Annotated in this window: 25 protein-coding genes; 22 read left to right on the top strand and 3 right to left on the bottom strand. The window is 70.8% G+C overall.

The window, feature by feature from the left end:
• From AC3A57_RS21790 to AC3A57_RS21775, 4 genes are all read left to right on the top strand, one after another.
• Window positions 1–2934, top strand: a 2934-nt coding sequence (locus AC3A57_RS21790) for a response regulator (RefSeq protein WP_487580807.1), incomplete at its 5' end; no start/stop codon positions are given.
• On the top strand, window positions 2927–4813 hold the full coding sequence (locus AC3A57_RS21785; RefSeq protein ID WP_487580806.1) for a chemotaxis protein CheB: 1887 nt from the start codon (window positions 2927–2929) through the stop codon (window positions 4811–4813). The genes AC3A57_RS21790 and AC3A57_RS21785, both read left to right, overlap by 8 nt.
• A 132-nt stretch (window positions 4814–4945) precedes the next feature.
• On the top strand, window positions 4946–5452 hold the full coding sequence (locus tag AC3A57_RS21780; protein WP_487580805.1) for a chemotaxis protein CheW: 507 nt from the start codon (window positions 4946–4948) through the stop codon (window positions 5450–5452).
• On the top strand, window positions 5449–6549 hold the full coding sequence (locus AC3A57_RS21775; RefSeq protein WP_487580804.1) for an acyltransferase family protein: 1101 nt from the start codon (window positions 5449–5451) through the stop codon (window positions 6547–6549). Before AC3A57_RS21780 ends, AC3A57_RS21775 begins: the two co-directional genes overlap by 4 nt.
• Window positions 6550–6867: 318 nt before the next feature.
• Here AC3A57_RS21775 and AC3A57_RS21770 read toward each other — a convergent pair whose 3' ends face one another.
• Window positions 6868–7605 carry a 16S rRNA (uracil(1498)-N(3))-methyltransferase gene (locus AC3A57_RS21770; RefSeq protein WP_487580803.1) on the bottom strand — a complete coding sequence of 246 codons (738 nt, stop codon included), beginning with the start codon at window positions 7603–7605 and terminating at the stop codon, window positions 6868–6870.
• Complete coding sequence (bioA, locus tag AC3A57_RS21765; RefSeq protein WP_487580811.1) at window positions 7596–8999, bottom strand: adenosylmethionine--8-amino-7-oxononanoate transaminase; 1404 nt, start codon at window positions 8997–8999, stop codon at window positions 7596–7598. The genes AC3A57_RS21770 and bioA overlap by 10 nt, the downstream gene beginning before the upstream one ends.
• Before the next feature lie 77 nt (window positions 9000–9076).
• Here bioA and nudE point away from each other — a divergent pair, with 77 nt between their 5' ends.
• From nudE to AC3A57_RS21735, 6 genes are read left to right on the top strand one after another with little or no spacing between them, the layout of a single operon-like run.
• Window positions 9077–9646 (top strand): ADP compounds hydrolase NudE, encoded by a 570-nt coding sequence (nudE, locus tag AC3A57_RS21760; protein ID WP_487580802.1) that lies wholly within the window; start codon window positions 9077–9079, stop codon window positions 9644–9646.
• Window positions 9643–10476: a 3'(2'),5'-bisphosphate nucleotidase CysQ gene (gene cysQ, locus AC3A57_RS21755; RefSeq protein WP_487580801.1), complete on the top strand. Its 834-nt coding sequence runs from the start codon at window positions 9643–9645 to the stop codon at window positions 10474–10476. Before nudE ends, cysQ begins: the two co-directional genes overlap by 4 nt.
• A complete protein-coding gene (gene mazG / locus AC3A57_RS21750) occupies window positions 10469–11305 on the top strand; it encodes a nucleoside triphosphate pyrophosphohydrolase (protein WP_221671495.1) in 837 nt (278 codons plus the stop codon). The genes cysQ and mazG overlap by 8 nt, the downstream gene beginning before the upstream one ends.
• A gap of 4 nt (window positions 11306–11309) precedes the next feature.
• Window positions 11310–11636 (top strand): YnfA family protein, encoded by a 327-nt coding sequence (locus AC3A57_RS21745; RefSeq protein WP_487580800.1) that lies wholly within the window; start codon window positions 11310–11312, stop codon window positions 11634–11636.
• 59 nt (window positions 11637–11695) lie between these two features.
• Window positions 11696–12001: an Mpo1-like protein gene (locus tag AC3A57_RS21740; RefSeq protein WP_487580799.1), complete on the top strand. Its 306-nt coding sequence runs from the start codon at window positions 11696–11698 to the stop codon at window positions 11999–12001.
• 55 nt (window positions 12002–12056) lie between these two features.
• The gene (locus tag AC3A57_RS21735) at window positions 12057–12638 is read left to right on the top strand and encodes a hypothetical protein (protein WP_487580798.1); all 582 of its coding nucleotides are present in this window, start codon (window positions 12057–12059) and stop codon (window positions 12636–12638) included.
• A gap of 12 nt (window positions 12639–12650) precedes the next feature.
• Here the strand turns inward: AC3A57_RS21735 and AC3A57_RS21730 are convergent, their stop codons facing one another.
• Window positions 12651–12992, bottom strand: a complete 342-nt coding sequence (locus AC3A57_RS21730) for a DMT family protein (protein WP_487580797.1) — start codon at window positions 12990–12992, stop codon at window positions 12651–12653.
• A 103-nt stretch (window positions 12993–13095) separates the two neighbouring features.
• Here AC3A57_RS21730 and AC3A57_RS21725 point away from each other — a divergent pair, with 103 nt between their 5' ends.
• The 12 genes from AC3A57_RS21725 (at window position 13096) to lgt (ending at window position 25804) form a co-directional block, all read left to right on the top strand.
• Entirely contained in the window at window positions 13096–13806 is a 711-nt protein-coding gene (locus tag AC3A57_RS21725) for a response regulator transcription factor (protein ID WP_064746936.1), read from the top strand.
• 12 nt (window positions 13807–13818) lie between these two features.
• Window positions 13819–15141, top strand: a complete 1323-nt coding sequence (locus tag AC3A57_RS21720) for a sensor histidine kinase (protein ID WP_221671501.1) — start codon at window positions 13819–13821, stop codon at window positions 15139–15141.
• 220 nt (window positions 15142–15361) lie between these two features.
• Window positions 15362–16942, top strand: coding sequence for an efflux RND transporter periplasmic adaptor subunit (locus AC3A57_RS21715; protein WP_487580796.1), 1581 nt, complete (start codon window positions 15362–15364; stop codon window positions 16940–16942).
• The gene (locus tag AC3A57_RS21710; protein ID WP_487580795.1) at window positions 16939–17646 is read left to right on the top strand and encodes an ABC transporter ATP-binding protein; all 708 of its coding nucleotides are present in this window, start codon (window positions 16939–16941) and stop codon (window positions 17644–17646) included. Before AC3A57_RS21715 ends, AC3A57_RS21710 begins: the two co-directional genes overlap by 4 nt.
• Window positions 17643–18881, top strand: coding sequence for an ABC transporter permease (locus AC3A57_RS21705; protein ID WP_487580794.1), 1239 nt, complete (start codon window positions 17643–17645; stop codon window positions 18879–18881). The genes AC3A57_RS21710 and AC3A57_RS21705 overlap by 4 nt, the downstream gene beginning before the upstream one ends.
• Before the next feature lie 91 nt (window positions 18882–18972).
• Window positions 18973–20196 carry a hypothetical protein gene (locus AC3A57_RS21700; protein WP_487580793.1) on the top strand — a complete coding sequence of 408 codons (1224 nt, stop codon included), beginning with the start codon at window positions 18973–18975 and terminating at the stop codon, window positions 20194–20196.
• A gap of 1070 nt (window positions 20197–21266) precedes the next feature.
• A complete protein-coding gene (locus tag AC3A57_RS21695; protein WP_221671506.1) occupies window positions 21267–21662 on the top strand; it encodes a diacylglycerol kinase in 396 nt (131 codons plus the stop codon).
• Window positions 21663–21791: 129 nt separating this feature from the next.
• Window positions 21792–22526, top strand: coding sequence for a TerC family protein (locus AC3A57_RS21690; RefSeq protein ID WP_487580792.1), 735 nt, complete (start codon window positions 21792–21794; stop codon window positions 22524–22526).
• 181 nt (window positions 22527–22707) lie between these two features.
• Window positions 22708–23325, top strand: coding sequence for a LemA family protein (locus tag AC3A57_RS21685; RefSeq protein WP_487580791.1), 618 nt, complete (start codon window positions 22708–22710; stop codon window positions 23323–23325).
• Between the two features lie 7 nt (window positions 23326–23332).
• Window positions 23333–24286 carry a TPM domain-containing protein gene (locus AC3A57_RS21680; protein ID WP_487580790.1) on the top strand — a complete coding sequence of 318 codons (954 nt, stop codon included), beginning with the start codon at window positions 23333–23335 and terminating at the stop codon, window positions 24284–24286.
• On the top strand, window positions 24286–24780 hold the full coding sequence (locus AC3A57_RS21675) for a TPM domain-containing protein (protein ID WP_487580789.1): 495 nt from the start codon (window positions 24286–24288) through the stop codon (window positions 24778–24780). The genes AC3A57_RS21680 and AC3A57_RS21675 overlap by 1 nt, the downstream gene beginning before the upstream one ends.
• Window positions 24781–24907: 127 nt before the next feature.
• Entirely contained in the window at window positions 24908–25804 is an 897-nt protein-coding gene (gene lgt / locus AC3A57_RS21670; RefSeq protein ID WP_487580788.1) for a prolipoprotein diacylglyceryl transferase, read from the top strand.
• Window positions 25805–25807 lie beyond the last annotated feature (3 nt).

The following is a 25807-nucleotide window of genomic DNA, read 5'->3' as shown; positions in this document are numbered from 1 at the left end:
GAGCAGGCCGAGGCCGAGCGTCTGGCCGCGGAACAAGCCGAAGCCGAGCGCCTGGAGGCCGAACGTGTCGCGGCCGAGCAGGCCGAGGCCGAGCGTCTGGCCGAAGAAGAGCGTCTGGAATACGAGCGTCTCGAAGCCGAGTACGCCGCCGAAGCCCAGCGCGCCGAAGCCGAACGTATCGCGGCCGAACAGGCCGAGGCCGAGCGCCTGGCTGCCGAACGCGCCGAGACCGAACGCCTGGAAGCCGAACGCCTCGCCGCCGAACAGGCCGAAGCCGAGCGCCAGGCGGCGGAACAAGCCGAAGCCGAACGCCTGGAAGCCGAACGTGTCGCCGCCGAGCAGGCCGAAGCCGAGCGTCTGGCCGCCGAACAGGCCGAAGCCGAACGTCTGGAATACGAGCGCCTGGAGGCCGAATACGCCCAGGCCGAAGCGCCGGCGCAGGATGCGTTCGCGACCGCCGATGCGGTCGAGGCGCCGGCCGCCGAATCCGTCGCCGACGCTGGCGCGAGCGGCGCTACGCTGCTGGCCGCGTTCGACGCCGATCCCGATCCGGACGAGGCGCTGGATCTGAGCGAACTCGACCCCGAACTGGTCGACATCTTCGTCGAGGAAGGCGGGGACCTGCTCGACCACTCCGACGGTCTGCTGGCGCAACTGCGCGAAACCCCGAGCGAGCGCGAGCCGCTGGTCGGCCTGCAACGCGACCTGCACACCCTCAAGGGCGGCGCGCGCATGGCCGGCATCATGGCCGTGGGCGAACTCGGCCACGTCATGGAATCGCTGCTCGAGTCGGTGGTCGACCACCGCACCGAACTCGGCCGCGACGGCATCGTCCTGCTCGAGCGCGGTTTCGATCGCCTGCATGCGATGGTCACCCGGGTCGGCGCGCGCCGCGCGCTGGCCATGCCGGCGACCCTGATCGCCGCCTTCGACGCGCGTTCGCGCGGCGAAGCCCTGCCGTTCCTGGCCGCAGCCGTCGCCGAACCGGCGCGCGCGAGCGCGCCGGCGGCGCAGCCCGCGCAGCCGGCGATCGAAGGCGGCCTCAAGCCGCTGTCGGCGCCGATCAGCGAAGCGCCGCTCAACGACGACGACGACATCGGCGTGCGCGCACCGCAGGAGCAGGTGCGCATCCGCGCCGACCTGCTCGACCGTCTGGTCAACTACGCCGGCGAAGTGGCGATCTACCGCGCCCGCCTGGAGCAGCAGCTGGGCGCGTTCCGCGGCGCGATCGCGGAAATGGCCCAGACCAACCTGCGTATGCGCGACCAGTTGCGCCGCCTGGAAATCGAGACCGAAGCGCAGATCATCGCCCGCTACCAGCGCGAGGGCGAGGCCGGCGACCAGGCCTTCGATCCGTTGGAACTCGACCGCTTCTCGACCTTGCAGCAGCTGTCGCGCGCGCTGACCGAATCGGCGGCCGACCAGACCAGCCTGCAGAACACCCTCGACGACCTCACCCGTCAGTACGAAACCCTGCTGCTGCAGCAGTCGCGGGTCAGCTCGGAACTGCAGGAAGGCCTCATGCGCACGCGCATGGTGCCGTTCGACACCCTGCTGCCGCGCCTGCGCCGCGTGGTCCGCCAGGCCTCCAGCGAGCTCGGCAAGCAGGTCGCGCTGAAGCTGGAAGGCACCCAGGGCGAACTCGACCGCAACGTGCTCGAACGCATGACCGCGCCGCTGGAGCACATGCTGCGCAACGCGGTCGCGCACGGCCTGGAGCGGCCGGAGCAGCGCCGCGCCGCCGGCAAGGCGGACGAAGGCACGGTGCGCATCGCGGTGCGCCGCGAAGGGTCCGAAGTCGTGCTGGAAGTGGCCGACGACGGCGCCGGCCTGGACCGCGCGGCGATCCGCCGCCGCGGCGAAGAGCGCGGCCTGATCCGCAGCGATGCGGTGCTGTCCGACGCCGACCTGGACGCGCTGATCCTGGAGCCGGGCTTCTCCACCGCCGACGAGGTCAGCCGCCTGGCCGGCCGCGGCGTCGGCATGGACGTGGTCGCCAGCGAAGTGCGCCAGCTCGGCGGCACCCTCGACATCCATTCCCGCCCCGGCCTGGGCGTGCATTTCACCCTGCGCCTGCCGCAGACCCTGGCGGTCACCCAGGCGGTGTTCGTGCGCATCGGCGACTCCACCTTCGCCGTGCCGATCGCCTCGGTGCGCGGCGTCGGCCGGCTCTCGCGCGAACTGCTCGAGCAGGGCGAGGTGGCCTACCGCTACGGCGGCGAGGACTACCCGGTCCACGACCTGGGCCTGCTGGTCGGCCACGCGCCGGCCAAGGCCGAAGGCCAGCTGCAGATGCCTTTGCTGCTGATCCGCTCGGGCGACCTGCGCGCCGCGGTGTCGGTCGACCAGGTGGTCGGCAACCGCGAAATCGTGGTCAAGCCGGTCGGTCCGCAGGTGGCTTCGGTGCCGGGCATCTTCGGCGCGACCATCATGGGCGACGGCCGCGTGGTGGTGATCCTCGACGTCGCGCCGCTGGTGCGCCGGCGTACCGTGCTGCTGCAGGACTTCGCCCAGGCCGCGGCGCCGCCGCCGGCTCCGGCCGAACACCGTCGCGTGCCGCTGGTGATGGTGGTCGACGACTCGGTCACCATGCGCAAGGTCACCGGCCGCGTGCTGGAACGCCACAACTTCGAGGTCATGACCGCGAAGGACGGCGTCGATGCGCTCGAGCGCATGGCCGAGCGCGTGCCCGACCTGATGCTGCTCGACATCGAAATGCCGCGCATGGACGGCTACGAGCTGGCCACCCAGATGAAGGCCGACGCGCGCATGCGCGAGGTGCCGATCGTGATGATCACCTCGCGTACCGGCGAGAAGCACCGCCAGCGCGCGTTCGAGATCGGCGTCGAGCGCTACCTCGGCAAGCCCTACCAGGAACCGGAATTGATCCGTAACGTGTACGAACTGCTTGGAATTTCCCGTAGTCATGGCTGAAGCGGAACGTCGCGTAGCGTTGTTGGCGCGGGCCGGCGTGGCCCGCGACCGTTTGCGCAGTGCGCTCGGCGATGCCGGCGCGAACCTGGTGCTGGAAGGCGACCCGACCTCGCTGGATCCGGCCGCGCTCGACGCGGCCGACCCGGACGTGGTCGTGGTCGTGCTCGATCCCGCCACCGAGGATGCGCTGGACCGGTTCGAAGCGGTGCTGGTCGATCCTTCGATCGAAGTGCTGTTCGAAGAGGCCGAGCTGACCGTGGCCCGCGAGGGCTGGGACGAGGCGCGCTGGGCGCGCCATCTGGCCGCCAAGCTGCACCGGCACGACGACGTGCTGCCGCCCGGGCGCGAGCCCGAGCCGGAGCCCGAGCCGATGTTCTCCGCCGACGCATTCCAGCGTCCTAGCTCGCCGGCCTCGGCCCTGGCCCAGGACGTGCAGACGATCGACTTCGATCCGGCGTCCAGCGAGATGCCGCAGGATCCCTCGGCGTTCATCGCCGCCGAACAGATCGGCGAATTGTCGCGGCTGGCTCCGCCGCCGCGCTCCAGCGAAGCGCCGGCGGACGATGCATCGGATCCGCCGGCCGCCGAGCCGGCGGGCGAATTCGACATCGGCCGCCTGACCCTGGAAGCGATCGAGACCCAGTCCGCCGTGCCGGGCCAGCCGACGCCGTACGTGGGCGAGCCGGAATGGAACGACCAGCGGATCGACGCCGGCCAGATCGAGGTCGAGTACCTGGATGCGGGCCTCAGCGAGGCCGGGCTCGCCGAATCGAAGTTCGGCGAGCTGGAGCTTGCCGATCTGGAGCAGGCCGGTCTGGAGCAGGCCGACCCGGCGCAGACTGAGCGGGAGCGCATCGACGCCGGGCAGGCGCCGGTCGCCGACACGCCGCTGGAGCTGGACGACATCGGCGACATCGCCGCCTGGCAGCCGCCCAGCCATCGCCTGGACGACGAACTGGTCGATCTGGACCGCAAGTTCGCCGACGCCGGCACCTCGATCGAGCTGGAAGAGGACGCGCATTCGGCGTCGTCCGCCGCCTCCGGCTCGGTCGCGCCGATCGATTTCGACGATGGCCGCGGCGGCGATGCCGGCGCCGAAGCCCAGTCCTTCGCCGGCGGTTTCGACTTCGATTTCGCCACCGATCCGCTGCCGACGGAAAAGGCCGCCGCACCGCCGCCGCCGGCGGTGCCGGACTGGTCCTTCAGCGACGAGGCCAGCCTGATCGGCGCGGCCAGCGGCCAGTCGCCGGCGCCGACCGCGCCGGGTCTGGACGCGCACGATCTGGAAGAGATCGAGCGGCGCATTTCCGGCCTGGAACTGGTCGACGACCGCGCCCCGGCGTCGACCCGCAGCGGTGCGGTGCTGGTGTTGGCCGGCATCGGCGGCCCCGACGCGGTGCGCCAGTTGCTCGGCGCGCTGCCGGAGAACTTCGGTCGCCCGGTGCTGGTCCAGCAACGCCTCGACGGCGGCCGTTACGACCGTTTGGTAGCGCAGATGCAGCGCGCGACGCCGGTGCTGGTCAAGCTCGCCGAACCCGGCGCGCGCACCATCGACGGGGTGATCTACATCCTGCCGGCCGGCGTCGGCGTGGATGCCGGCGACAGCGGCATCCAGTTCGTCGAGGACGGCGGCGAGGTGCTGGACGCCTTGCCGGCCGCGGACAGCGCGGTGCTGTTGTTCAGCGGCGCCGACCCGGCCCAGGTCGACGCGGCGATGAAGCTGGCCGTGCACGGCGCATTGGTGCTCGGCCAGGCGCCCGACGGCTGCTACGACGCCGCCGCGGCGACCGCGGCGATCGCGCGCGGCGCCGGCCAGGGCCAGCCGGCCGAACTGGCGGCCAAGCTGGCCGCGCGCTGGTCGACCCGCAGCCCGCTGTAAAGCGCCGCGCGCCGCTGCGGCGGCGCCCGGCAATGCCGCGGCCTCGGGCCGCGGCCTGCATCAACGTCCGGCAGCATCCCGCTGCCGCAGCAGCACCGTAAGGCCGCGCGACCCGCGGCGAGGACGCGAGCGATGTCGAACGACGACCTGCAACACCCGGCCACCGAGAGCGCAAGCCAGGCCGACATCCGCGGCGTGTTGATCCAAGTGGCCGGCGCGCGCCTGCTGCTGCCCAACGCGACCATCGCCGAGGTGCTGTCGTACGCGCCGCCGGCGCCGGTCGAAGGCGCGCCGCGCTGGTTGCTGGGTCGGATCCGCTGGCGCGGCTGGCAGCTGCCGTTGATCGCGTTCGGCGAACTGTCCGGGCTGGCCTCCGAACAGGGCGGCCTGGGCAGCAAGGTGGTCGTGCTCAAGGCGCTCAGCGCGGCCTCGCGCCTGCCTTACTTCGCCCTGCTGACCCAGGGCTTCCCGCGCCTGGTGACGGTATCGAGCCAGGCCTTGCTGGTCGATGGGGTCGAAGACGAAATCCTCCCCCACGGCGTGCAAGCGCGCGTGCTGCTCAACGACGACCGCGCCCTGCTGCCCGACCTGGAAGCGGTCGAGGCCTTGATCGGCGAAGCGCTCGCGCAGGCGGCGTGAACCGCGACGCCGCGCAGGCGCCGCCAGCGAACGCGCCCAAGCGCTACGCCTCGGTCGATGCGCTGCGCGGCCTGACCGTCGCGGCGATGCTGCTGGTCAACAATCCAGGCGACTGGGGCCATGTCTACGCGCCGCTGCTGCACGCGCAGTGGCACGGCTTCACCCCGACCGACCTGGTGTTCCCGATGTTCCTGTTCATCGTCGGGGTATCGATCTCGCTTGCGCTGATGCCGCGGCGCGAAGCCGGCGCCGCGCCGGCGACGTTGTTGCGTCCTGCGCTGTGGCGCGCCGCGCGCATCGTCGGCCTCGGCTTGCTGCTGCACCTGTGCGCGATGTGGGCGACCGGGAACGAGGCCCTGCGCCTGCCCGGCGTGCTGCAGCGGATCGGCCTGTGTTTCGCCGCGGCGGCGCTGATCGCGCTGTATCTGCCGGCGCGAGCGCAATGGCTCGGTTTCGCGGCCTTGCTCGGCGGCTATGCCTGGCTGATCGCCGGCGGCGGCAGCGATGCGCCGTTCGAGAACATCGCCAGTCGTCTCGACCATGCGCTGTTCGGCGTCCACGTGTACCAGATCGATCCGGCCAGCGGCCGCGGCCACGATCCCGAAGGCCTGGTCTCGACCCTCGGCGCCCTGGCCACCACCGTGCTCGGCCTGCGCGCCGGCGATTGGCTGCGCCGCGGCGACCTGCGCGCCCTGCTGGCGGCCGGCGCGTTGGCGCTGGCCGCGGGCTGGGCGCTGGGGCAGTGGCAGCCGATCAACAAGAACCTGTGGACCCCGGCCTACGCGCTGTGGGCCGGCGGCTGGTCGTGCTGGATCCTGGCCCTGTGCCACCGCCTGATCGACGTGCGCGGTTGGCCGCCGCTGGGGCGCAGTTTCGGCGTCAACGCGATCGCCGCCTATGCCGGCTCGGCCCTGCTGCTGTACGCCTTGATCGGGCTGGGCTGGCTGGAGCCGATCTACCGCCACGGCTTCGCCGACTGGATGACGCCGCGCTTCGGGCCGTACCTGCCCTCGCTGGCCTTCGCCCTGGTCTTCGTCGCGCTGTGGTGGGGCGTGGTGACCGTGCTCGACCGGCGCCGGATCTATTTCAAGATCTGAACGCCGCTGCCGGTGGGTTGCGGCAGAGGGCGACCGCCATAGCCTCGGTCGGCGACAGCAACAGCAACAGCAACAGCAAATCCCCCGCGCCCGCTGCGCAGGCGCCGCCCCCTTTTTCAAAGGGGGCAACAGCCGTTCGCCGCGGTGCCGTTCCCTCCCTTCAAAGGGGGCAACAGCCGTTCGCCGCGGTGCGGTTCCCCCCTTTGAAAAAGGGGGGCTAGGGGGGATTTGCTTTTGGCTCTCCAGCGCAACGTAGAGTTCGTCCCCAACGGTTCGCTCATATGCCGCTTGCCGAGTCGGCAAACCGCTCCGAGCGGTTCACGCCAGATCGCCGAACCGCGCCTGCAGCGCCGCGATCGCGGCCAGGCCGGCGGTTTCGGTGCGCAGGATGCGCGGCCCCAGGCGCAGGCCCTGGAACCCGGCGTCGCGCAGCTGCTGGCGGTCCAGCGGCGACCAGCCGCCTTCCGGGCCGATCGCCAGGACCACCGGCGCGGCCAGGTCGACCGCGAGCGTGGCGAAGGCCAGTTCGCCCTCGGGGTCTAGGATCAGGCGCAGACCGCCCGGGGCCAGCGCCGCCAGGGTCGCCGCCAGCGCGCGCGGCGCGGCGACCTGCGGCACGCGCGCGCGGCCGCTTTGTTCGCAGGCCGAGGCGACCACGCTGCGCCAGTGCGCCAGGCGTTTCTCCGCGCGCGCCTCGTCGAGCTTGACCTCGCTGCGCTGCGACCACAGCGGCTGCACCTGGGCCACGCCGAGCTCGGTCGCCTTCTGCAGGATCAGGTCCATCTTCTCGCCGCGGGCGATGCCCTGCAGCAGCACCAACTGCAGCGGCGATTCGCGCTCGACCGCTTGCACCGACTCGATCGCCACCCGCAGCTCGCGCTTGCCCAACGCGGCGATGCGGCCGTGGTAGTCGTTGCCGTCGCCGTTGAACAACACGCAGGCATCGCCGACCTGATGCCGCAGCACCCGCGCCAAGTGGGTGGCCGGCGCTTCCGGCAGCGCGATCTCGCGGCCGGCGCCCAGATCGGCGTCGACATGGACTCGGGTCAGGCGCATGCGTCGGCCTCCTGTACGGCGTGGTCGATCGCCTCGCGGGTGGTGCGGGCGAGCAGCTCCAGCGCTTCTTCGTCGATCGAGTACGGCGGCATCCAGTACAGGATGTCGCCGAGCGGGCGCAGCAGCACGCCGCGTTCGAGCGCGGCGCGGTAGGCGCGCAGGCCGATCCGCGCGGCCGGGTCGAACGGGCTGCGCTTGTCGCCGCCGCGGGTCAGTTCGAAGGCGACGATCATGCCGGCCTGGCGCACGTCGGCGACCTGCGGGTGGTCGGCGAAGCCGGCCGCGGCGCGGGCCATGCGCGCGGCGGTGGCGCGATTGCGCACCACGATGTCGTCGTCGCGGAAGATGTCCAGCGTCGCCAGCGCCGCGGCGCAGGCCAAGGGATTGCCGGTGTAGCTGTGCGAATGCAGGAAGGCGCGTTCGCGCGAGTCGTCGAGGAAGCCGTCGTAGATCGATTGGGTGGTCAGCACCGCCGCCAGCGGCAGCGCGCCGCCGGTCAGGCCCTTGGACAGGCACAGCAGGTCCGGCATGACCCCGGCCTGTTCGCTCGCGAACATCGTGCCGGTGCGGCCGAAGCCGACCGCGATCTCGTCGGCGATCAGGAACACCCCGTGCGTATCGCACAGCCCGCGCGCCAGGCGCAGATAGGACGGGTCGTGCATGCGCATGCCGCCGGCGCACTGCACCCGCGGCTCCAGGATCAGCGCGCAGACTTCGCCGGCATGGCGTTCGAGCAGATCGCGCAAAGCCGCGGCGGCGACCTGGGCGCGTTCGGCCGGGCTCTGGCCCGGCTCGGCCAGGTAGGCGTCCGGCGAGGGCGCGAACAGGGCTTGCGCCAGCAGCGGCGCGTAGATGCGCCGGTACAGCGGGATATCGCCGACCGCCAGCGCGCCCAGGGTCTCGCCGTGGTAGCCGTTCTCCAGGGCGATGAACTTGGTCCGGCCCTCGACGCCGCGGTTGCGGAACCAGTGGAAGGCCATCTTCAATGCCACCTCGACCCCGGCCGAGCCGTTGTCGGCGTAGAACACTTTGCCCAGCGGCGCACGCCCGTCCTGGCGCGGCGCGATCGCCAGCAGGCGCTCGGCCAGTTCCACCGCCGGCGCGTGCGAGCAGCCGGCCAGGATCACGTGTTCCAGGGTCCGCGCCTGGGCCGCGATGGCCTCGGCGATGCGCGGCTCGGCGTGGCCGAACAGGTTGGTCCACCAGCTGGAAATCGCATCCAGATAGCGGCGCCCGTCGCGGCCGATCAGCCACGGGCCGCGGCCGCTGGCGATCGGCAGCAAGGGCAGGGTATGGGGGTGTTCGCGCATCTGGGTGCAGGGGTGCCACAGCACCGCCAGATCGCGTTCGCGCCAGGCCTGCGCCGCGTCGGCGGCGCCCGGCTCTGTTAGCATCGTGGGGTCGTGAGTGATCTCTCGCATTCCCCCATTATCGTGCCTTTCCGCTCCCCGCTCATGCCCGGAGCCGCGCCATGACCCGGCGGCTGCCGATCATCCACCAGATCACCGAGCACGAGGCCGGCCCGTACCGGCTGGAACGGCTCGACCTGGAGTTCTCCAACGGCGAACGCCGGCGCTACGAGCGCCTGCACGGCCGCGGCCACGGCGCGGTGGTGGTGGTGCCGATGCTGGACGAGGACACCGTGCTGCTGGTGCGCGAATACGCCGCCGGCGTGCACCGTTACGAGCTGGGCCTGGTCAAGGGCCGGATCGACGAAGGCGAGACCCCGCTGCAGGCCGCCGACCGCGAGCTCAAGGAAGAGGCCGGCTACGGCGCGCGTTCGCTGACCGTGCTGCGCTCGCTGACCCTGGCGCCGACCTATATGAGCCATCAGGCGCAACTGGTGCTGGCGCGCGATCTCTACCCCGAGCGCCTGCCCGGCGACGAGCCGGAGGAACTCGAAGTGGTGCCGTGGAAGCTCGACGACCTGCACGAGCTGATCCTGCGCGAAGACTTCTCCGAAGGCCGCAGCATCGCCGCGCTGTTCATCGCCCGCGAATGGCTGCGCAACGGCCAGCCGCATCCGGAGCCGGCGGCATGAGCGCGGCGCCCGCGCCGCTGCTGTCCGCGGCCCAGGTCGAGGGCGCGATTTCGATCGCCCGCGCCGCGGCCGCGGCGATCCTGCAGGTCTACGACGGCGAGTTCGAAGTCGAGCGCAAGTCCGACGCCTCGCCGGTCACCGCGGCCGACCTGGCCGCGCATCATCTGATCCTTGACGGACTGGCCGAGCTGACCCCGGACATTCCGGTGCTGTCGGAGGAGTCCGCGCACGAGGTCGATGCCGAGCAGCGCCGCGCCTGGCCGCGGCTGTGGCTGGTCGATCCGCTCGACGGCACCCGCGAGTTCGTCAAGCGCAACGGCGAGTTCTCGGTCAACCTGGCCCTGATCGACCACGGCGTGGCGGTGTTCGGCCTGGTGCTGGCGCCGGTCGGCGGCGCGCTGTGGCACGCCCAGCGCGGCGGCCCGGCGTATCGCCGCGACGGCGACGCCGAGCGCGAGATCCGGGTGCGTTCGCCGGCGGCGCGGCCGCTGCGGGTGGCCGCCAGCCGCTCGCATTTCAGCGAGCACAGCGAACAATTCATGGTCCGCGCGCATCGCGCCGCGCCGGACGGCATCCGCATGGTCAGCCTCGGCTCGTCGCTGAAGTTCTGCCGCATCGCCGAAGGCGAACTGGACCTGTATCCGCGCTTCGGTCCGACCAGCGAATGGGACACCGCCGCCGGCCAATGCGTGCTCGAGGCCGCCGGCGGCGCGCTGGTGGACCCGCAGGGGCGGCCGTTCCGCTACAACCAGCGCGCGCATATTCTCAACGGCGACTTCGTCGCCCTCGGCGATCGCGATCTGCCGTGGAAGGAGTGGCTCGATGGCTGAAGTGCTGCAACTGCCGCCGGGCATCGCCGGCCTGCTGGCGATCATGGCCCGGCTGCGCGACCGCGACGGCGGTTGCCCCTGGGACATCGAACAGACCTTCGCCACGATCGCGCCGTACACGATCGAGGAGGCCTACGAGGTCGCCGACGCGATCGACCGCCAGGACCTGGCCTCGCTCAAGGACGAACTCGGCGACCTGCTGTTGCAGGTGGTGTTCCATGCCCGGATGGCCGAGGAGCAGGGCGCGTTCGCCTTCGACGATGTGGTCGCGGCGATCAGCGACAAGATGGTGCGCCGGCATCCGCATGTGTTCGGCGACGCCAGCTTCGAGGACTCCGAGGCCCAGACCGTGGCCTGGGAAGAGCAGAAGCGGCGCGAGCGCGAGGCGGCGGGCGAGGCCGACACTTCGGTGCTGGCCGGCATCGCCCGCGGACTGCCGGAATGGCAGCGCGCGGTGAAGCTGCAAAAGCGCGCCGCCACGGTCGGCTTCGACTGGCCCGACGTGCGCCCGGTGATCGCCAAGCTGCACGAAGAGATCGAGGAAGTGCGGGTCGAATTCGACGCGGTCGCCGCCGCGCCGGACGACGCGCAGGCGCGCGACCGGCTGGAGGACGAAATCGGCGACCTGCTGTTCGTCTGCGCCAATCTCGCCCGTCACGGCAAGGTCGACGTCGGCGCCGCGCTGCGCCGCGCCAACCTGAAGTTCGAACGCCGCTTCCGCAGCATGGAAGTGCTGGCGGCGCAGGACGGCCTGTCCCTGGCCGAGCTGCCGCTGGAAGGTCAGGACGCTTACTGGGACCAGGCCAAGCGCGCCGAACGCGACGACTGAGCGCATGCTCAAGACCATGGCGCTGTTCGTGCTGACCGCGCTGGCGGAGATCGTCGGCTGTTACCTTCCGTATCTATGGCTGCGCAAGGCCGGCAGCGTCTGGCTGCTGCTGCCGGCCGCAGCCGCGCTGGCCGCGTTCGCCTGGCTGCTGACCCTGCATCCGACCGCATCGGGCCGGGTCTATGCGGCCTACGGCGGGGTCTACGTCAGCGTCGCGATCTTCTGGCTGTGGTGGGTCGACGCGGTGCGGCCGACGCGCTGGGACCTGCTCGGCGCCGGGCTGTGCCTGGCCGGCATGGCGGTGATCATGTTTGCGCCGCGCGGCGCTTGATTCGCCGCCCGAGCGGGTTCAGGATCGGGCGGTACGGATGCGCCACGACCGGAGGGACCATGGCCGACCGTTTCGCCAGTTTCCGCGAGTTCTACCCGTTCTATCTCAGCGAGCACAGCAACCGCACCAGCCGCCGGCTGCACTTCGTCGGCAGTTGCGGAGTCTTGTTGCTGCTCGCGCTGGCGATCGCGCAGGGGCGGCCTTGGCTGCTGCTGGCGGCGCTGGTGTGCGGCTACGGCTTTGCCTGGATCGGGCATTTCTTCTTCGAGAAGAACCGGCCGGCGACGTTCAAGCACCCGCTGTATTCCTTCGTCGGCGATTGGGTGATGTTCAAGGACATCCTCACCGGCAGGATCAAGTTCTGAGTTTCCACCGGCCGCCGTGCACGGGCCTGCGGCGGCGCTTTCAAGGACGATCGCGATGAGGTTCGCTGTGTTGGGTTGCGCGCTGTTCCTGGCCGCGCTGCCGTCGTTGGCGTCGCCGGCCGCGGCGCCGGACCGGCCGATGCGCAAGTCCGCCTGGCTGGCCGAGGCGATGGACAGCAAGACCTGTCCCATCGTCTCGATCCGCCTGGTCGGCGAGAACCCGCACGCGGCCGGCGACGAGGACACGATCGCCACGATCTGGCGCAGCGCCGAGGACGAACTCGCCGACCTCGATCGCTGGCCGACCCTGTATCTGTCGTTGGCCGGGCGCCCGCTGGCGCTGCGCCGCGTGCCGCCGGCCGGCGACGTCGAAAGCGCGGCGCTGAGCGGCGAGACGCTGCTGCGCTGGTCGGCGTCCAGACAGGGGGTTGCGGCGAGCCTGCGTTTGCGCGCGCCACGCCTGTGGGTGGAGGACGACGGCGCCTGGACCGAGGTCGCGACCGCGCGCATGCGCCAGGCGCGCGCGGCGATGGATGGCGAGAGCACCCGCAGCGTATGGGTCGGTCATTTGACCCTGGTCAGCGCGGCCGGGCGCTGGCAGGCGCCGGTACGGGTGGAGTCGCTGTGCGGGCCCTGAGCCGCTGTTGCCTCAATCCAGGAAGATCAGCCAGGCCGCGACCACGATCAGGGCGAAGCCGGCCCAATGGTTCCACTTCAAGGGCTCGCCGAGGTACCAGGCGGAGAAGCCGGCGAACACCAGCAGGGTGATCACCTCCTGCATGCCCTTGAGCTGGGGCGCCGAATACACCGCGCTGCCGAGCCGGTTGGCCGGCACCTGCAGGCAGTACTCGAACAGGGCGATGCCCCAGCTGGCCGCGATGGCGACGGTCAGCGGCGAGGACTTGTACTTCAGATGTCCGTACCAGGCGAAAGTCATGAAGACATTCGAACCGAGCAACAGCAAGATCGGATACAGACGGTCGGCAAGCATACGGCGGGTTCCAGAGCGGATCGCTCAGCGTAGCGGGAGCCTTCACGGGCCGTCCACCTTGGCGAGGGCACCCTTCACAAAACTGAAGGAATGGAGAGGCTGTATGCAGGGTACGAGAGACGGGGGTCTGGTCCTCATCGTCGAAGACAACCGCAACATCTCCGAAATGGTCGGCGAATACCTGGAAAGTCGCGGATTCGAGGTCGATTACGCCGCCGACGGCGTGGACGGCTACCGCCTCGCCACCGAGAACAGCTACGACGTGGTCGTGCTCGACCTGATGCTGCCGCGGATGGACGGCATCGAGGTATGCAAGAAGCTGCGTGAAGAGGCCCGCAAGTCGACCCCGGTGCTGATGCTGACCGCCCGCGACACCCTGGACGAGAAGCTGACCGGTCTCAGCGCCGGCGCCGACGACTACCTGACCAAGCCGTTCGCGATCCAGGAGCTGGAAGCGCGCCTGCGCGCCCTGATCCGGCGCGAACGCCGCCAGGTCGGCGGCGAGGTGCTGAAAGTCGCCGACCTGGTGCTGGACCCGGCCAGCCTGCGGGTGACCCGCGGCGGCAGCGAACTGCAGCTCTCGCCGATCGGCCTGCGCCTGTTGACCATCCTGATGCGCGAATCGCCGCGCGTGGTCAGCCGGCAGGAGATCGAGCGCGAGATCTGGGGCAACGGGCTGCCCGACTCGGACACCTTGCGCAGCCATCTCTACAATCTGCGCAAGACCATCGACAAACCTTTCGACAAGCAACTGCTGCATACGGTGCAGAGCGCCGGCTATCGCGTTGCGGACATCTCGCAGCCGCCGGACTGACGTATCGACACCGTGCCGCAAGGGTTACCGCGCAAGATCAAGCTTGCTTTCATCCTGCAAGCCTTGATCGGCAGCGTCGCGATCACGCTGGGCATTCTCCTGGCGGGGTTGGCGGTGCGCCACGTGGTGCTCGAGCAGCGCATGCAGCGCGAGGCCGACGACTACTGGGCCGGGCGCGAGCGCGACCCGAACTACCCCTTGCCGCGGACCTCGACCACCCGCGGCCACTTCGTCGCCGCCGGCGGCAACGACTCGCAGCTGCCGCTGGGGATCCGCAACGTGGATTCGGGGCTGCACAACCTGCCCGGCGGCGGCCGGGTGGTGCTGGTGGACCGGCGCGAGGCCGGCACCTTCTACATGATCTACGCCACCGACCTGATCGACGAGGCGATCCTCTACACCGGCCTGTTCTCGCTGCTGTTCTCGCTGCTGACCACCTACCTGATCTCCTGGCATACCTACCGCACCTCCAAGCGCCTGGTCTCGCCGGTCAGCTGGCTGGCCAACGTGGTCAGCCAATGGGACCCGCGCGATCCCGACACCAGCCTGATCGAGCCGATCAAATTCCCCTACGACCCCGGCAGCGAAGTGCGCCGGCTGTCGAGCGCGCTCAGCGGCCTGGCCGAACGGGTCAGCGACTTCGTCCAGCGCGAGCGCGACTTCACCCGCGACGCCAGCCACGAGCTGCGCACCCCGCTGACGGTGATCCGGGTCGCCACCGACCTGATGCTGGCCGACCCGGACACGCCGGTGCGCGCGCAGCGCTCGCTGCTGCGGGTGCAGCGCGCCGGCCGCGACATGGAGGCGGTGATCGACGCCTTCCTCATCCTGGCCCGCGAATCCGACGTCGAGCCGCAGTCGGAAGAGTTCGCGGTGCGCGACATCGTCGACAACGAGATGGAACGGCTGCTGCCTTTGCTCAACGGCAAGCCGGTCGAGCTGCACCTGTACGACGAGGGCGGTCCGCGCCTGGTCGCGCCGCCGCATGCGCTGGGGGTGATGATCGGCAACCTGCTCAGCAACGCGGTGCGCTTCACCGACCAGGGCCGGATCGACGTGCGCCTGAGCCGCGACAGCGTCGAGATCCGCGACACCGGCATCGGCATGTCGGTGGAGACCCTGACCAAGGCCTTCACTCCGTTCTACCGCGCCGATTTCTCCTCCGGCGACGGCAAGGGCATGGGCCTGTCGATCGTGCGCCGGCTGGGCGAGCGCTTCGGCTGGCCGGTGACCCTGACCAGCGCGCCGGGCCAGGGCACCACCGCGGTGATCCGGTTCCGTCCCGGCAGCGCCACCGTCAGCTTCGGCCCGCCGCCGCGCCGGCCCGAACTGTGAATGTCGCGCCCGCGCCGGGCGCCGGCGCCTGCGACGGTTTCGCCGCGATCCGAATCCTTGGGCAGATCGTTCGTGCGCGTCGGCGCGACGGCGCCGCCGCTTCGATCCCGGCTGAACCGTCGCTGCGCCGCCGCGTCCGTGCCGCCGTCGCCGACCGCGCCGGTGTCAACCGCATTCAGCCTCGTGCGTTGGCGCCTGCATAACCATCGAAACCAGCCCCATGAGCGCAGCCAAGCCGTCCTCCCCGTCCCGACCGACTGCCGCCGCGCGGCCGCGCAAGTCGCCCTGGCCGCAACGGTTGCTGATCGCGGCGGTGCTGGCGGCGCTGGCCGGCGGCGGCTGGTACTACTACCGCAAGCACAACGCCGCCGAAGCGGCCGGCGCCTACCGCACCGCCAAGATCGAGCGCGGCGACATCCGGGTGGCGATCTCGGCCACCGGCGCGCTGGCGGCGATCTCGACCGTCGACGTCGGCAGCCAGATCTCCGGCCAGGTCACCGACGTGCTGGTCGATTACAACGACCGGGTCAGCAAGGGCCAGGTGATCGCGCGCATCGACCCGGCCACCTACGAGGCGCAGATCGCCCAGGGCTCGGCGCAGATCGAGAACGCGCGCGCCGGCCTCGCCACCGCCCAGGCCACCCTGCGCAACGCCGAGCTCGATTACCAGCGCAAGGCCGAACTGGCGGCCAAGCAACTGGTCTCGCGCAGCGACGCCGATCTGGCCCGCGCCGCGCGCGACCAGGCCCGCGCCCAGCTCAACGGCGCCCAGGCCCAGATCCAGCAGCAGATCGCCTCGACCCAGACCACCCGGCTCAACCTGCAGCGCACGGTGATCCGCGCGCCGGTCGACGGCGTGGTCCTGACCCGCAGCGTCGAGCCCGGCCAGACCGTGGCCGCCAGCCTGCAATCGCCGGTGCTGTTCCAGATCGCCGAGGATCTGTCGAAGATGGAGATCGTGCTGGCGATCGACGAGGCCGACATCGGCCAGGTCAAGGCCGGCCAGGGGGTGAACTTCACCGTCGACTCCTTCCCCGACCGACGCTTCCGCGGCCAGGTGCAGCAGGTGCGGCTGTCGGCGACCAACACCAGCAACGTCATCACCTACCCGGTGGTGGTCTCGGTCGACAACCCCGATGGCGCGCTGCTGCCGGGCATGACCGCCAACGCCGAGATCGAAGTCAGCCGCCGCGACGACGTGTTGCGGGTCAGCAACGCAGCGCTGCGCTACAAACCGGCCGACGAAGACGCCGCAGGCGCCGGCAACGCCGGCCCGAACGGCGGCGTGCGCGGCGGCCTCGGCAACGATCTGCCGCAGGTGGCGCAGGCGCTGAAGCTGACCGCCGAACAGCAGGCCGCGTTCGACGCCGCCCTGGCGCAGATGAAGCAGCGCATGGCCGCGCGCACCGCGGCGCCGGCGGCCAGCGCCGGCGGGCCGCCGGGCGGCGGCGCGCCGATCATCATCGGCGGCCGCGGGCCGGGCGGCGGAGGCGGCAACAACAACCGCAACCGCAGCGGCGGCGCGATGTCCGGCGCCGCGCGCCAGCGCGTGCTGGAACGCTTCAACCAACAGTTCGGCGCCTTCCGCGGCCTGCTCGACGACGGCCAGCGCGCGCGCTGGGATGCGCAGATCGCCAACCTGGTGACCGCGCGCCGGGTGCCGCTGTACAAGCTGGTCGGCGGCAAGCCCGAGCCGGTGGTGGTGCGGGTCGGGGTCAGCGACGGCAGCTGGACCGAGGTTTCCGGCAACGTGCGCGAAGGCGACGAGATCGTGGTCGGCAGCGGACGCACCGCTCCATGAGCGAGCTCGCCGATACCCATCCGGTGATCGAGACCCGCGCGCTGGGCAAGGTCTATTCGCCCGGCAGCGAGGCCGAGGTGATCGCCTTGCACGGCGTCGACCTGACCATCGCGCGCGGCGAGTTCGTCGCGATCATGGGGCCGTCGGGTTCGGGCAAGTCGACCCTGATGAACCTGATCGGCTGCCTGGATACGCCCAGCAGCGGCACTTACCTGTGCGACGGCGTCGACATCGCCAGCCTGGACGCGGAAGAGCGCGCGATCCTGCGCCGCGACAAGATCGGCTTCGTGTTCCAGGGCTTCAACCTGCTGCCGCGGATGAACGCGCTGGAGAACGTGGCCATGCCGATGGGCTATGCCAACGTGCCGCGCGAGGAACGCCTGCAGCGCGCCCAGGCGGCGTTGCAAGCGGTCGGCCTGGGCGGCCGCGCCGGGCACCGGCCGAGCGAGCTGTCCGGCGGCCAGCAGCAGCGCGTGGCGATCGCCCGTGCGCTGATCAACCGGCCGCCGATCCTGCTCGCCGATGAGCCGACCGGCGCGCTCGACACCCGCACCGGCGAGGAGATCCTGGCCCTGTTCAAGCGCCTGCAGGCCGAACACCACACCGTGGTGCTGATCACCCACGACCCGGACGTGGCCGCGCACGCCGGCCGCACCTTCGTCATGCGCGACGGCGAGCTGCACGAGCAGGAGGCCGGCGGATGAACTTCCTCGAAGTGCTGCGCACGGCGGTGTTCGCTCTGCGAGGCAATTGGCTGCGCAGCGCGCTGACCTCGCTGGGCGTGATCATCGGCATCGCCGCGGTGATCGTGATGGTCTCGGTCGGGCAGGGCACCCAGTCGGAAATCGACAAGCTGGTGTCGGGGCTGGGTTCGAACCGGCTCGACATCAGCTCGGGAGGCGGCGGCCGCGGCACCGGAGGCGTGCGTCTGAGCGCGTCGAGCTTCTTCACTCTCACCGAAGCCGACGCCGAGGCGATCGGCAACGAGATCGGCGAAGTGCAGTACGTCGCCGCTTCGCTGCGCGGCGGCACTCAGGCGGTGTACGCCGAGAACAACTGGTCGACCCAGTGGCAGGGCGTGCAGGCCGACTTCTTCGACATCAACGGCTGGGCCATCGCCTCCGGCGCGGCGTTCGAAGCGCGCGACTACGGCAGCGGCGCCAAGTCGGTGATTCTCGGCGAGACCGTGCGCCGCGAGCTGTTCGGCGACGAGGACGCGATCGGCCAGACCGTGCGCCTGGGCCGGGTGCCGTTCACCGTGGTCGGCACGCTCAAGCCCAAGGGCCAGGGCGGCTTCGGCCAGGACCAGGACGACGTGGTCCTGGTGCCGCTGGAGACCGGGCGCCGGCGCCTGCTCGGCGCGATGGGCCTGCCGACCGGCGCGGTGATGCAGATCGCGGTCGGAGTGGGCCGCGCCGAGGACGTGGCCTACGCGCAGGAGCAGATCGAAAGCCTGCTGCGCCAGCGCCACCGGATCCAGCCCGGCGCCGACGACGATTTCAGCGTGCGCAACATCGCCGAAGTGGTCGCGACCCGCACCCAGACCACCCGGCTGATGTCGCTGCTGCTCGGCGCGGTGGCGACGATTTCGCTGATCGTCGGCGGCATCGGCATCATGAACATCATGCTGGTCTCGGTGACCGAGCGGATCCGCGAGATCGGCCTGCGCATGGCGGTCGGCGCCGGGCCCGGCGACATCCGCCGCCAGTTCCTGGCCGAGGCGATGCTGATCTCGCTGATCGGCGGCGCGCTGGGCATCGCGATCGGCGTGGCCGGCACCTTGCTGGTGAGCAAGTTCGGCGCCCTGCCGGTGGCCTTGAACGGCCAGGTGATCGGCCTGGCGGCGGGGTTCTCGATCGCCACCGGCCTGTTCTTCGGCTATTACCCGGCGCGCAAGGCCTCGCAGCTGGATCCGATCGAGGCGCTGCGCCAGCAGTGAGCCGCGCCGCGCGCGCGACTACGACCATAGGCACGGGCGCGCGCCGGCGCGCCGTGCCATCGTCCCGGCGACGACCCGGAGCGGAGCGGACATGAGCAAGCGGTGGCTGGCGGTGCTGTGGCTGTGGCCGTTGTTCGCATTCGGCGCTGCGCCGACGCCGACGCCGGCGCCGGACCCGGCGATGGCGACGACGGTGATCGTGCTCGGCGTCGACCACGGCGCTCAACTGGTGTCCGAGCGCGACCGTCCGGCCGCGCTGGATGCGTTCCTGGACCGGGCACGGCCCGATGCGATCTGCATCGAGCGCACCCCCGAGGCGTTCGCTCGCGGCGATTTCTACGAGTTCACCTACGAGGCGCAGGACGTGGCGGTGCCGTTCGCGCGCCGCCACGGCATCGCGTTGTGCCCGATCGATTGGGAGCCGCCGGTCGAGGACCAGAAGCTGGGCTTCGGCCTGGCCCTGGACGCGCCGCCGGAACTGCGTCCGCTCAAGGGCTTCATGGGCTTTCTGAGTTTCGGCCAGGAGGCCTTGCAGCGCGACTTCTTCCATGCCGACGATCCGGCCCGGTTGGACAAGGTCAGGACCTGGGCGGCGACGCCGGCGGCGCGAGCCAGGCACGACCTGCCGCGCCGGTTGTATCTCTACCGCACCTATCTGCAGGCGCAACGCATCGCCGCGGCGGCGCGCGCGCATCCGGGCGGCACGGTGGTGGTGGTGATCGGCGAGTTCCACAAGCACGACATCGAGGCGATTCTCGCCGAGCAGCCCGGCCTGCGCCTGGTCCAGCCCTCGTCGCTGGGACGGCCCGACGCGCGAGCCGTCGAGGCGCACGACCGGCTCGAATACCGGACCGCCGTCGCCAGCTTCAATCTGCTCGGCGTGCAGGCCGCGAGCGGTGCGGTGGATTACGCCTATGTCGGCCGCGCGGTCGCTGCGCTGGAAGCCGCCGGCGCCACGCCGCAATCGCGTTTGTTCCGGCTGCGCCTGGATCGGCTGCAAGGCCGGATCGGCCGCGACGCGGCGATCGCCGGCTACCGCGCCCTCGCCGCCGAGGCCGGCGCGGCGGAGTTCGCCTGGACCGGGGTCAAGGACCCGGCGCGGGTGGATTCCTGGTTCGATCCGTTCGGCAATCTGGACGTGCGCCGGCGCGCCTTGCTGGAGGCGGCGCGCGAGACCCTGGCGGGCGGCGATGGCGCCGGCGCCGACGCGCTGCTGGCGGCCTGCGTCGACGGCCTGAGCCCGCGCCAGCGCGAGCAACTGCGCGGCTATTGGCAGCGCGACATCGCTGCCGCGAAACCGCGCACTTCCCCGTAGGAGCGGCGTCCCACAGGGATTTCCTTGGGTCACAAGCCGCGCCGCCATCTCGCCCGTTCGCCGCGTCTTGGTCCTGCGCCCCTGTAGGAGCGGCGTGAGCCGCGACCGCCATCTAGCCCGTTCGCCGCGTCTTGGTCCTACGCCCCTGTAGGAGCGGCGTAAGCCGCGACCGCCATCTCGCCCGTTCGCCGCGTCTTGGTCCTGCGCCCCCTGTAGGAGCGGCGTAAGCCGCGACCGCCATCTAGCGCGTTCGCCGCGTCTTGGTCCTGCGCCCTTGTAGGAGCGGCACAAGCCGCGACCGCCATCTAGCCCGTTCGCCGCGTCTTGGTCCTGCGCCCCTGTAGGAGCGGCGTGAGCCGCGACCGCCATCTAGCCCGTTCGCCGCGTCTTGGTCCTGCGCCCTTGTAGGAGCGGCACAAGCCGCGACCGCGCTGCTGCGGTCTCGCGGCGTCGTCGTTCGAAGGCTTCCAAAGCTCCAAAGCTCTAAAGCCTCAAAGCAAAGCTTCCGTCCGCAAGCGGTCGGGTCATTTTCTTTGTCCAAGGCGACAAAGTCCCAAGGGATTTCCTGCGGTCAAAAGTAACCAAAGAAAACGCCATGGCTGTTTCGAGTCAAAAGCCACTATGGGACGCAGCCTGCGCGGGGCTGCTCCGCACAGGCCATCCCTGGCCTGGCTGTGCACGGCCCGCCTCCCTGCGGGCCGCCCTCCGGGGCTGCAGGGCGTTCTTGCGAGTTCGGTTCTGCGCCAAGCTCTTTACGCAACGGCAACGGCAACGGCAACGGCGGCTGTGGCCGCGGATGCGATGGCTGCGGCCAGGGCGGTCATCGTCGTTGCCTCGGTTCCGGCGGTATGCGCCGCGGCCCGGACCCTGGGCTGCCGACGGGCCGGCCGGCCGTCGCCGCGGGGGCAGGGTCATCGGGCTTGTGGCAAAATCCCCGGCCGTAGCGGTCTCGGCCGCGTCCGCCTGGCCGTCCGGCCTGACATCGAGATCCTCTGCCATGCCCATCGCCGCGCCGTTCCCACCCGAACGCCCGTGCTGCCGCAGCACGATCGCGACGACGGAGCGCCGGCATGGCTGACGAATACGGGCACCTGCCGCGGGGTCCGGGACGGATCCTGAAGGCCGCGACCTGGTCGTTTCAGGGGCTGCGGGCGGCCTGGCTGCACGAATCCTCGTTCCGGCTCGAGGTCTACCTGTTCCTGGTCCTGGCGCCGGTGGGCTGGTACTTCGGCCAAACCGGGGTCGAGCGGTCGCTGCTGATCGGTTCGATCCTGCTGGTGTTGAGCGTGGAACTGCTCAACTCGGCGGTCGAGGCGGTGATCGAGCGCTACGGCCCGGAGTTCCACGAGCTGGCCGGACGCGCCAAGGACATGGGCTCGGCGGCGGTGTTCGTGCTGTTGATGAACGTGCTGCTGACCTGGGCCGCGATCCTCGGTCCGCGGCTGTGGACCCATCTGATGGGCTGAGCGCCGGGACGGCGCCGGCTCCGTGTTTCTTCCGGCCGCGTCCGCGGCCGCAGGCGCGCCTCGCGGCGCGCCGACCGCGGTTCGCGCCGCGGGTTTTCCGTTATCGACATTCTTTGAGGCAGGCCCCACGTGATTGAATTGCTGACCGATCCGCAAGTCTGGATCACCCTGATCACCCTCAGCGCGATCGAGATCGTGCTCGGCATCGACAACCTGGTGTTCATCTCGATCGCGGTCAGCAAGCTGCCGTTCGACCAGCGCGAGAAAGCGCGCAAGTTCGGCATCGCGGTGGCCTGCATCAGCCGTATCGCTCTGCTGCTGACCCTGGCCTGGCTGGCCGGGCTGACCAGCGACCTGTTCCATGTGTTCGGACAGGGCATTTCGGTGCGCGATCTGGTGCTGATCCTGGGCGGCGCCTTCCTGCTGGTGAAGGGCTCGATGGAGATCAAGGACCTGATCGTCGGCGAGGAAGAATCCGAGGACGTGCACACCAAGCCGGCGGCGTCGTTCATGATGGTGATCGCGCAGATCGCGGTGATCGACATCGTGTTCTCGCTGGACTCGGTGATCGCCGCGGTCGGCATGGCCAACCACACTCCGGTGATGGTCGCGGCGATCCTGCTCGCGGTCGGCGTGATGCTGCTGGCGGCCAAGCCGCTGGGTCATTTCATCGACAACAACCCGACCATCAAGATGCTGGCGCTGGCCTTCATCGTCCTGGTCGGCGTGTATCTGATCGCCGACGGCTTCGAAGTCCACATCCCGAAGGGCTATATCTACGGCGCGATGGGCTTCTCGGCCCTGGTCGAATGCCTGAACCTGTGGTCCAAGCGCCGCGCCCTGCGCCGGCTGAGCGCCGAATAAGCGCCGCCGCCCGGCGAACGCCACGCGAAGGCCGGCAAGCGATTGCCGGCCTTCGTCGTATGGGGGCGGAGGGGGTTAGCACATTTAACCCCCCGTCCCGGGTCGTCACATCGCGTCCATTGCGTCCGCCCGGGGCGGGTGCTGCAATGCGGCCGTCGCCCGCGCAACCAGGAGCCGCGCCATGTTCCGTGCCTTGATCGTGCTTGCGTTGACCGCGCTGCTCAGCGGCTGCGGCTACAACAGCATCCAGCAGAAGGACGAAGCGGTGACCGCGGCCTGGTCGCAGGTGCTCAACGTCTACAAGCGCCGCGCCGACCTGGTGCCGAACTTGGTCGCGACCGTGCGCGGCTACGCCAGCCACGAGCAGCAGGTGCTGACCCAGGTCACCGAGGCCCGGGCCAAGGTCGGCAGCATCAACGTCGACGCCGACGATCCGGCGTCGCTGAAGCAGTTCGAGCAGGCCCAGGGCGAACTGCGCGGCGCGATCGGCCGGCTGCTGGTGGTCAGCGAGAACTACCCGCAGCTCAAGGCCGACCAGAGTTTCCTGAGCCTGCAGACCCAACTGGAAGGCACCGAGAACCGGATCGCGGTCGAGCGCCAGCGCTATATCGGCGCGGTCCAGGACTACAACACCTACATCCGCCAGTTCCCGACCAACCTCACCGCCAAGCTGTTCGGCTACGCCACCAAGCCCAACTTCACGGTCGAGAACGAGGCCGAAATCCAGCAGGCGCCGAAGGTCGATTTCGGCCAGCCCAGCGCGCCGGCGCAGACCCAGCCGGCGCCGCCGCAGGGCTGAGGCGGCGATGGCGGCGTTCGCCGCACCCGTTCGCGGCCGCAGCGGCTTAGCCGCGCTGTTGGCCGGGCTGTGGCTGCTGGCGCTGGCGCTGGCGGCCTGGCCGGGGCCGTTGCGGGCGCAGGCCCTGCAGCCGATCCCGGCGCTGACCTCGCCGGTGGTGGACACCACCGCCACCCTCGACGCCGACGCCCGCGCGCGCCTGGAAGCGCAGGCGCGCGAGCTGCAGCGGCGCAAGGGCAGCCAGTTGCAGGTGCTGATGGTGCCCAGCACCGCGCCGGAGGACATCGCCGCCTACGCGGTGCGCGCCTACGAGCAGTTCCGCCTCGGCCGCAAGGGCGTCGACGACGGCGTGCTGCTGGTGGTGGCCAAGGACGACCGGCGGGTACGGATCGAAGTGGGGTACGGACTGGAGGGCGCGATCACCGACGCCCAGTCCGGACGGATCATCCAGGAATACCTGGCGCCCAAGTTCCGCCAAGGCGACTATGCCGGCGGCCTGAGCGAGGCCACCGCGATGCTGGTGCGGCTGATCGACGGCGAATCGCTGCCGGCGCCGATGGCCTCCGGCCAGGGCGGAGGCGGCGAGGACGGCGGCGACGGCTGGTTGCTGGCGGTGTTCATCGCCGTGTTCGGCGCCCAGTTCGTGCGCGCCTTGCTCGGCCGGCTGCCGGCGCTGCTGCGCGGGGCGATCACCGCCGCGGTGGTCGGCGGCATCGCCTGGCTGTTGTCGCTGGCCTGGTGGCTGGTCGGCCTGTGCGCCCTGATCGGCCTGTTCGCCGGCCTGCTCGGCAGCGCCGGCGGGCACTACGCCCGCGGCGGCGGCTGGGGCGGCTATGGCGGTGGTTGGGGCGGTGGTTGGGGCGGTGGCGGAGGTGGGGGCGGCTGGGGCGGTGGAGGCGGAGGAGGTTGGTCGGGCGGCGGCGGTTCCAGCGGAGGCGGCGGCGCCTCGGGGAGTTGGTGATGCGTTGGTGGCGACATCTGTGCGCGCCTTCGTCGCGGCGCCTGTTTCCGGAGCGCAGCCTGCAGCGCATCGCCGCGGCGATCGCTGCCGGCGAGGCGCGCCATCGCGGCCAGGTCTGCTTCGCGGTCGAAGAGCGGCTGTCCTGGCGCGCGCTATGGGCCGGGCGCGACGCGCGCGAGGCGGCGCGGGCGGCGTTCGCCGGCCTGGGCGTGTGGGACACCGCCGGCAACAGCGGCGTCCTGCTGTACCTGCTGCTGGCCGAGCACCGGATCGAAATCGTCGCCGACCGCGGCTATGCGGCGCGGGTCGGCGACGAGCGCTGGCAGGCGGTCTGCGATGCGATCCAGCGCGGCCTGGCCGCGGGCGAGGCCGAACCCGCGGTGCTGGCCGGCATCGCCGCCTTGAGCGAGATCGTCGCCGAACATTTCCCGCGCGATCCGGCCGACAGCGCATCCGCCGGCAACGAACTGCCGGACCGGCCGGTGCTGTTGTAGCCAAGTCCGCCGCGGACTTGGAAACCGCACCGCCGGACGGTGCGCAGCGGCCGCAACCGGCACCCCGGGTACAGGCCCGGTCGGGCACAATACGACGGTCATCGTCCCCCCGAGCCGTCCCCGCCGCATGACCACCCTGCACCAGATCGATCCGATCGCCCTGAGCCTGGGCCCGCTGCAAGTCCACTGGTACGGGATCATGTATCTGCTCGGCTTCGTCGCCGCCTGGTGGCTGGGCCGGCAGCGGGTCCGCGCCGGACGCCTGCCCGGGGTCGGCGAACAGGCCTACGGCGATCTGCTGTTCTACGCCATGCTCGGCGTGGTGCTCGGCGGGCGCATCGGCTACGTGCTGTTCTACAACTTCGCCGAGTTGGCCAAGGATCCGCTGATGCTGTTCCGGATCTGGGAAGGCGGCATGAGCTTCCACGGCGGCCTGCTCGGGGTCATGGCCGCGGTGTGGTGGTGGTCGCGCCGGCACCGCACCCATTTCTTCGACAGCATGGATTTCATCGCCCCGCTGGTGCCGCCGGGGTTGGGCTTCGGCCGGCTCGGCAATTACATCGGCGGCGAGTTGTGGGGCAAGCCCACTGAGGCCGGCTGGGGGGTGATCTTCCCGCGCGCGCCGGAGTTCGCCGGCTGGAGCGCCGAGCAACTGCAGACCCAGTTCGCCGCCGGCGCGCTGGAGCGCTTCGCCCGCCATCCTTCGCAGCTGTACCAGGCGGCGCTGGAAGGCGTGGTCATGTTCCTGGCGCTGTGGTGGTTCTCGCGCAAGCCGCGTCCGCGCTATGCGGTGTCCGGCCTGTTCGCGCTGCTGTACGGCTGCTTCCGTTTCCTGGTCGAATTCGTCCGCGTGCCCGACGCGCAGATCGGCGACCACGGCTATCTGGCGTTCGGCTGGCTGACCATGGGCCAGGCGCTGAGCCTGCCGCTGATCGTGCTCGGACTGTTCTGGCTGTGGCTGTCGAGCCGTTCGCCGACCCTGCAACCGCAGCCGCCGGCCGCGGCCGAACCGGCCAAGGGCTGAGAC

Source organism: Lysobacter sp. Soil_C_15, assembly GCF_057657315.1.
This window is presented reverse-complemented; position numbering and strand designations above follow the sequence as displayed.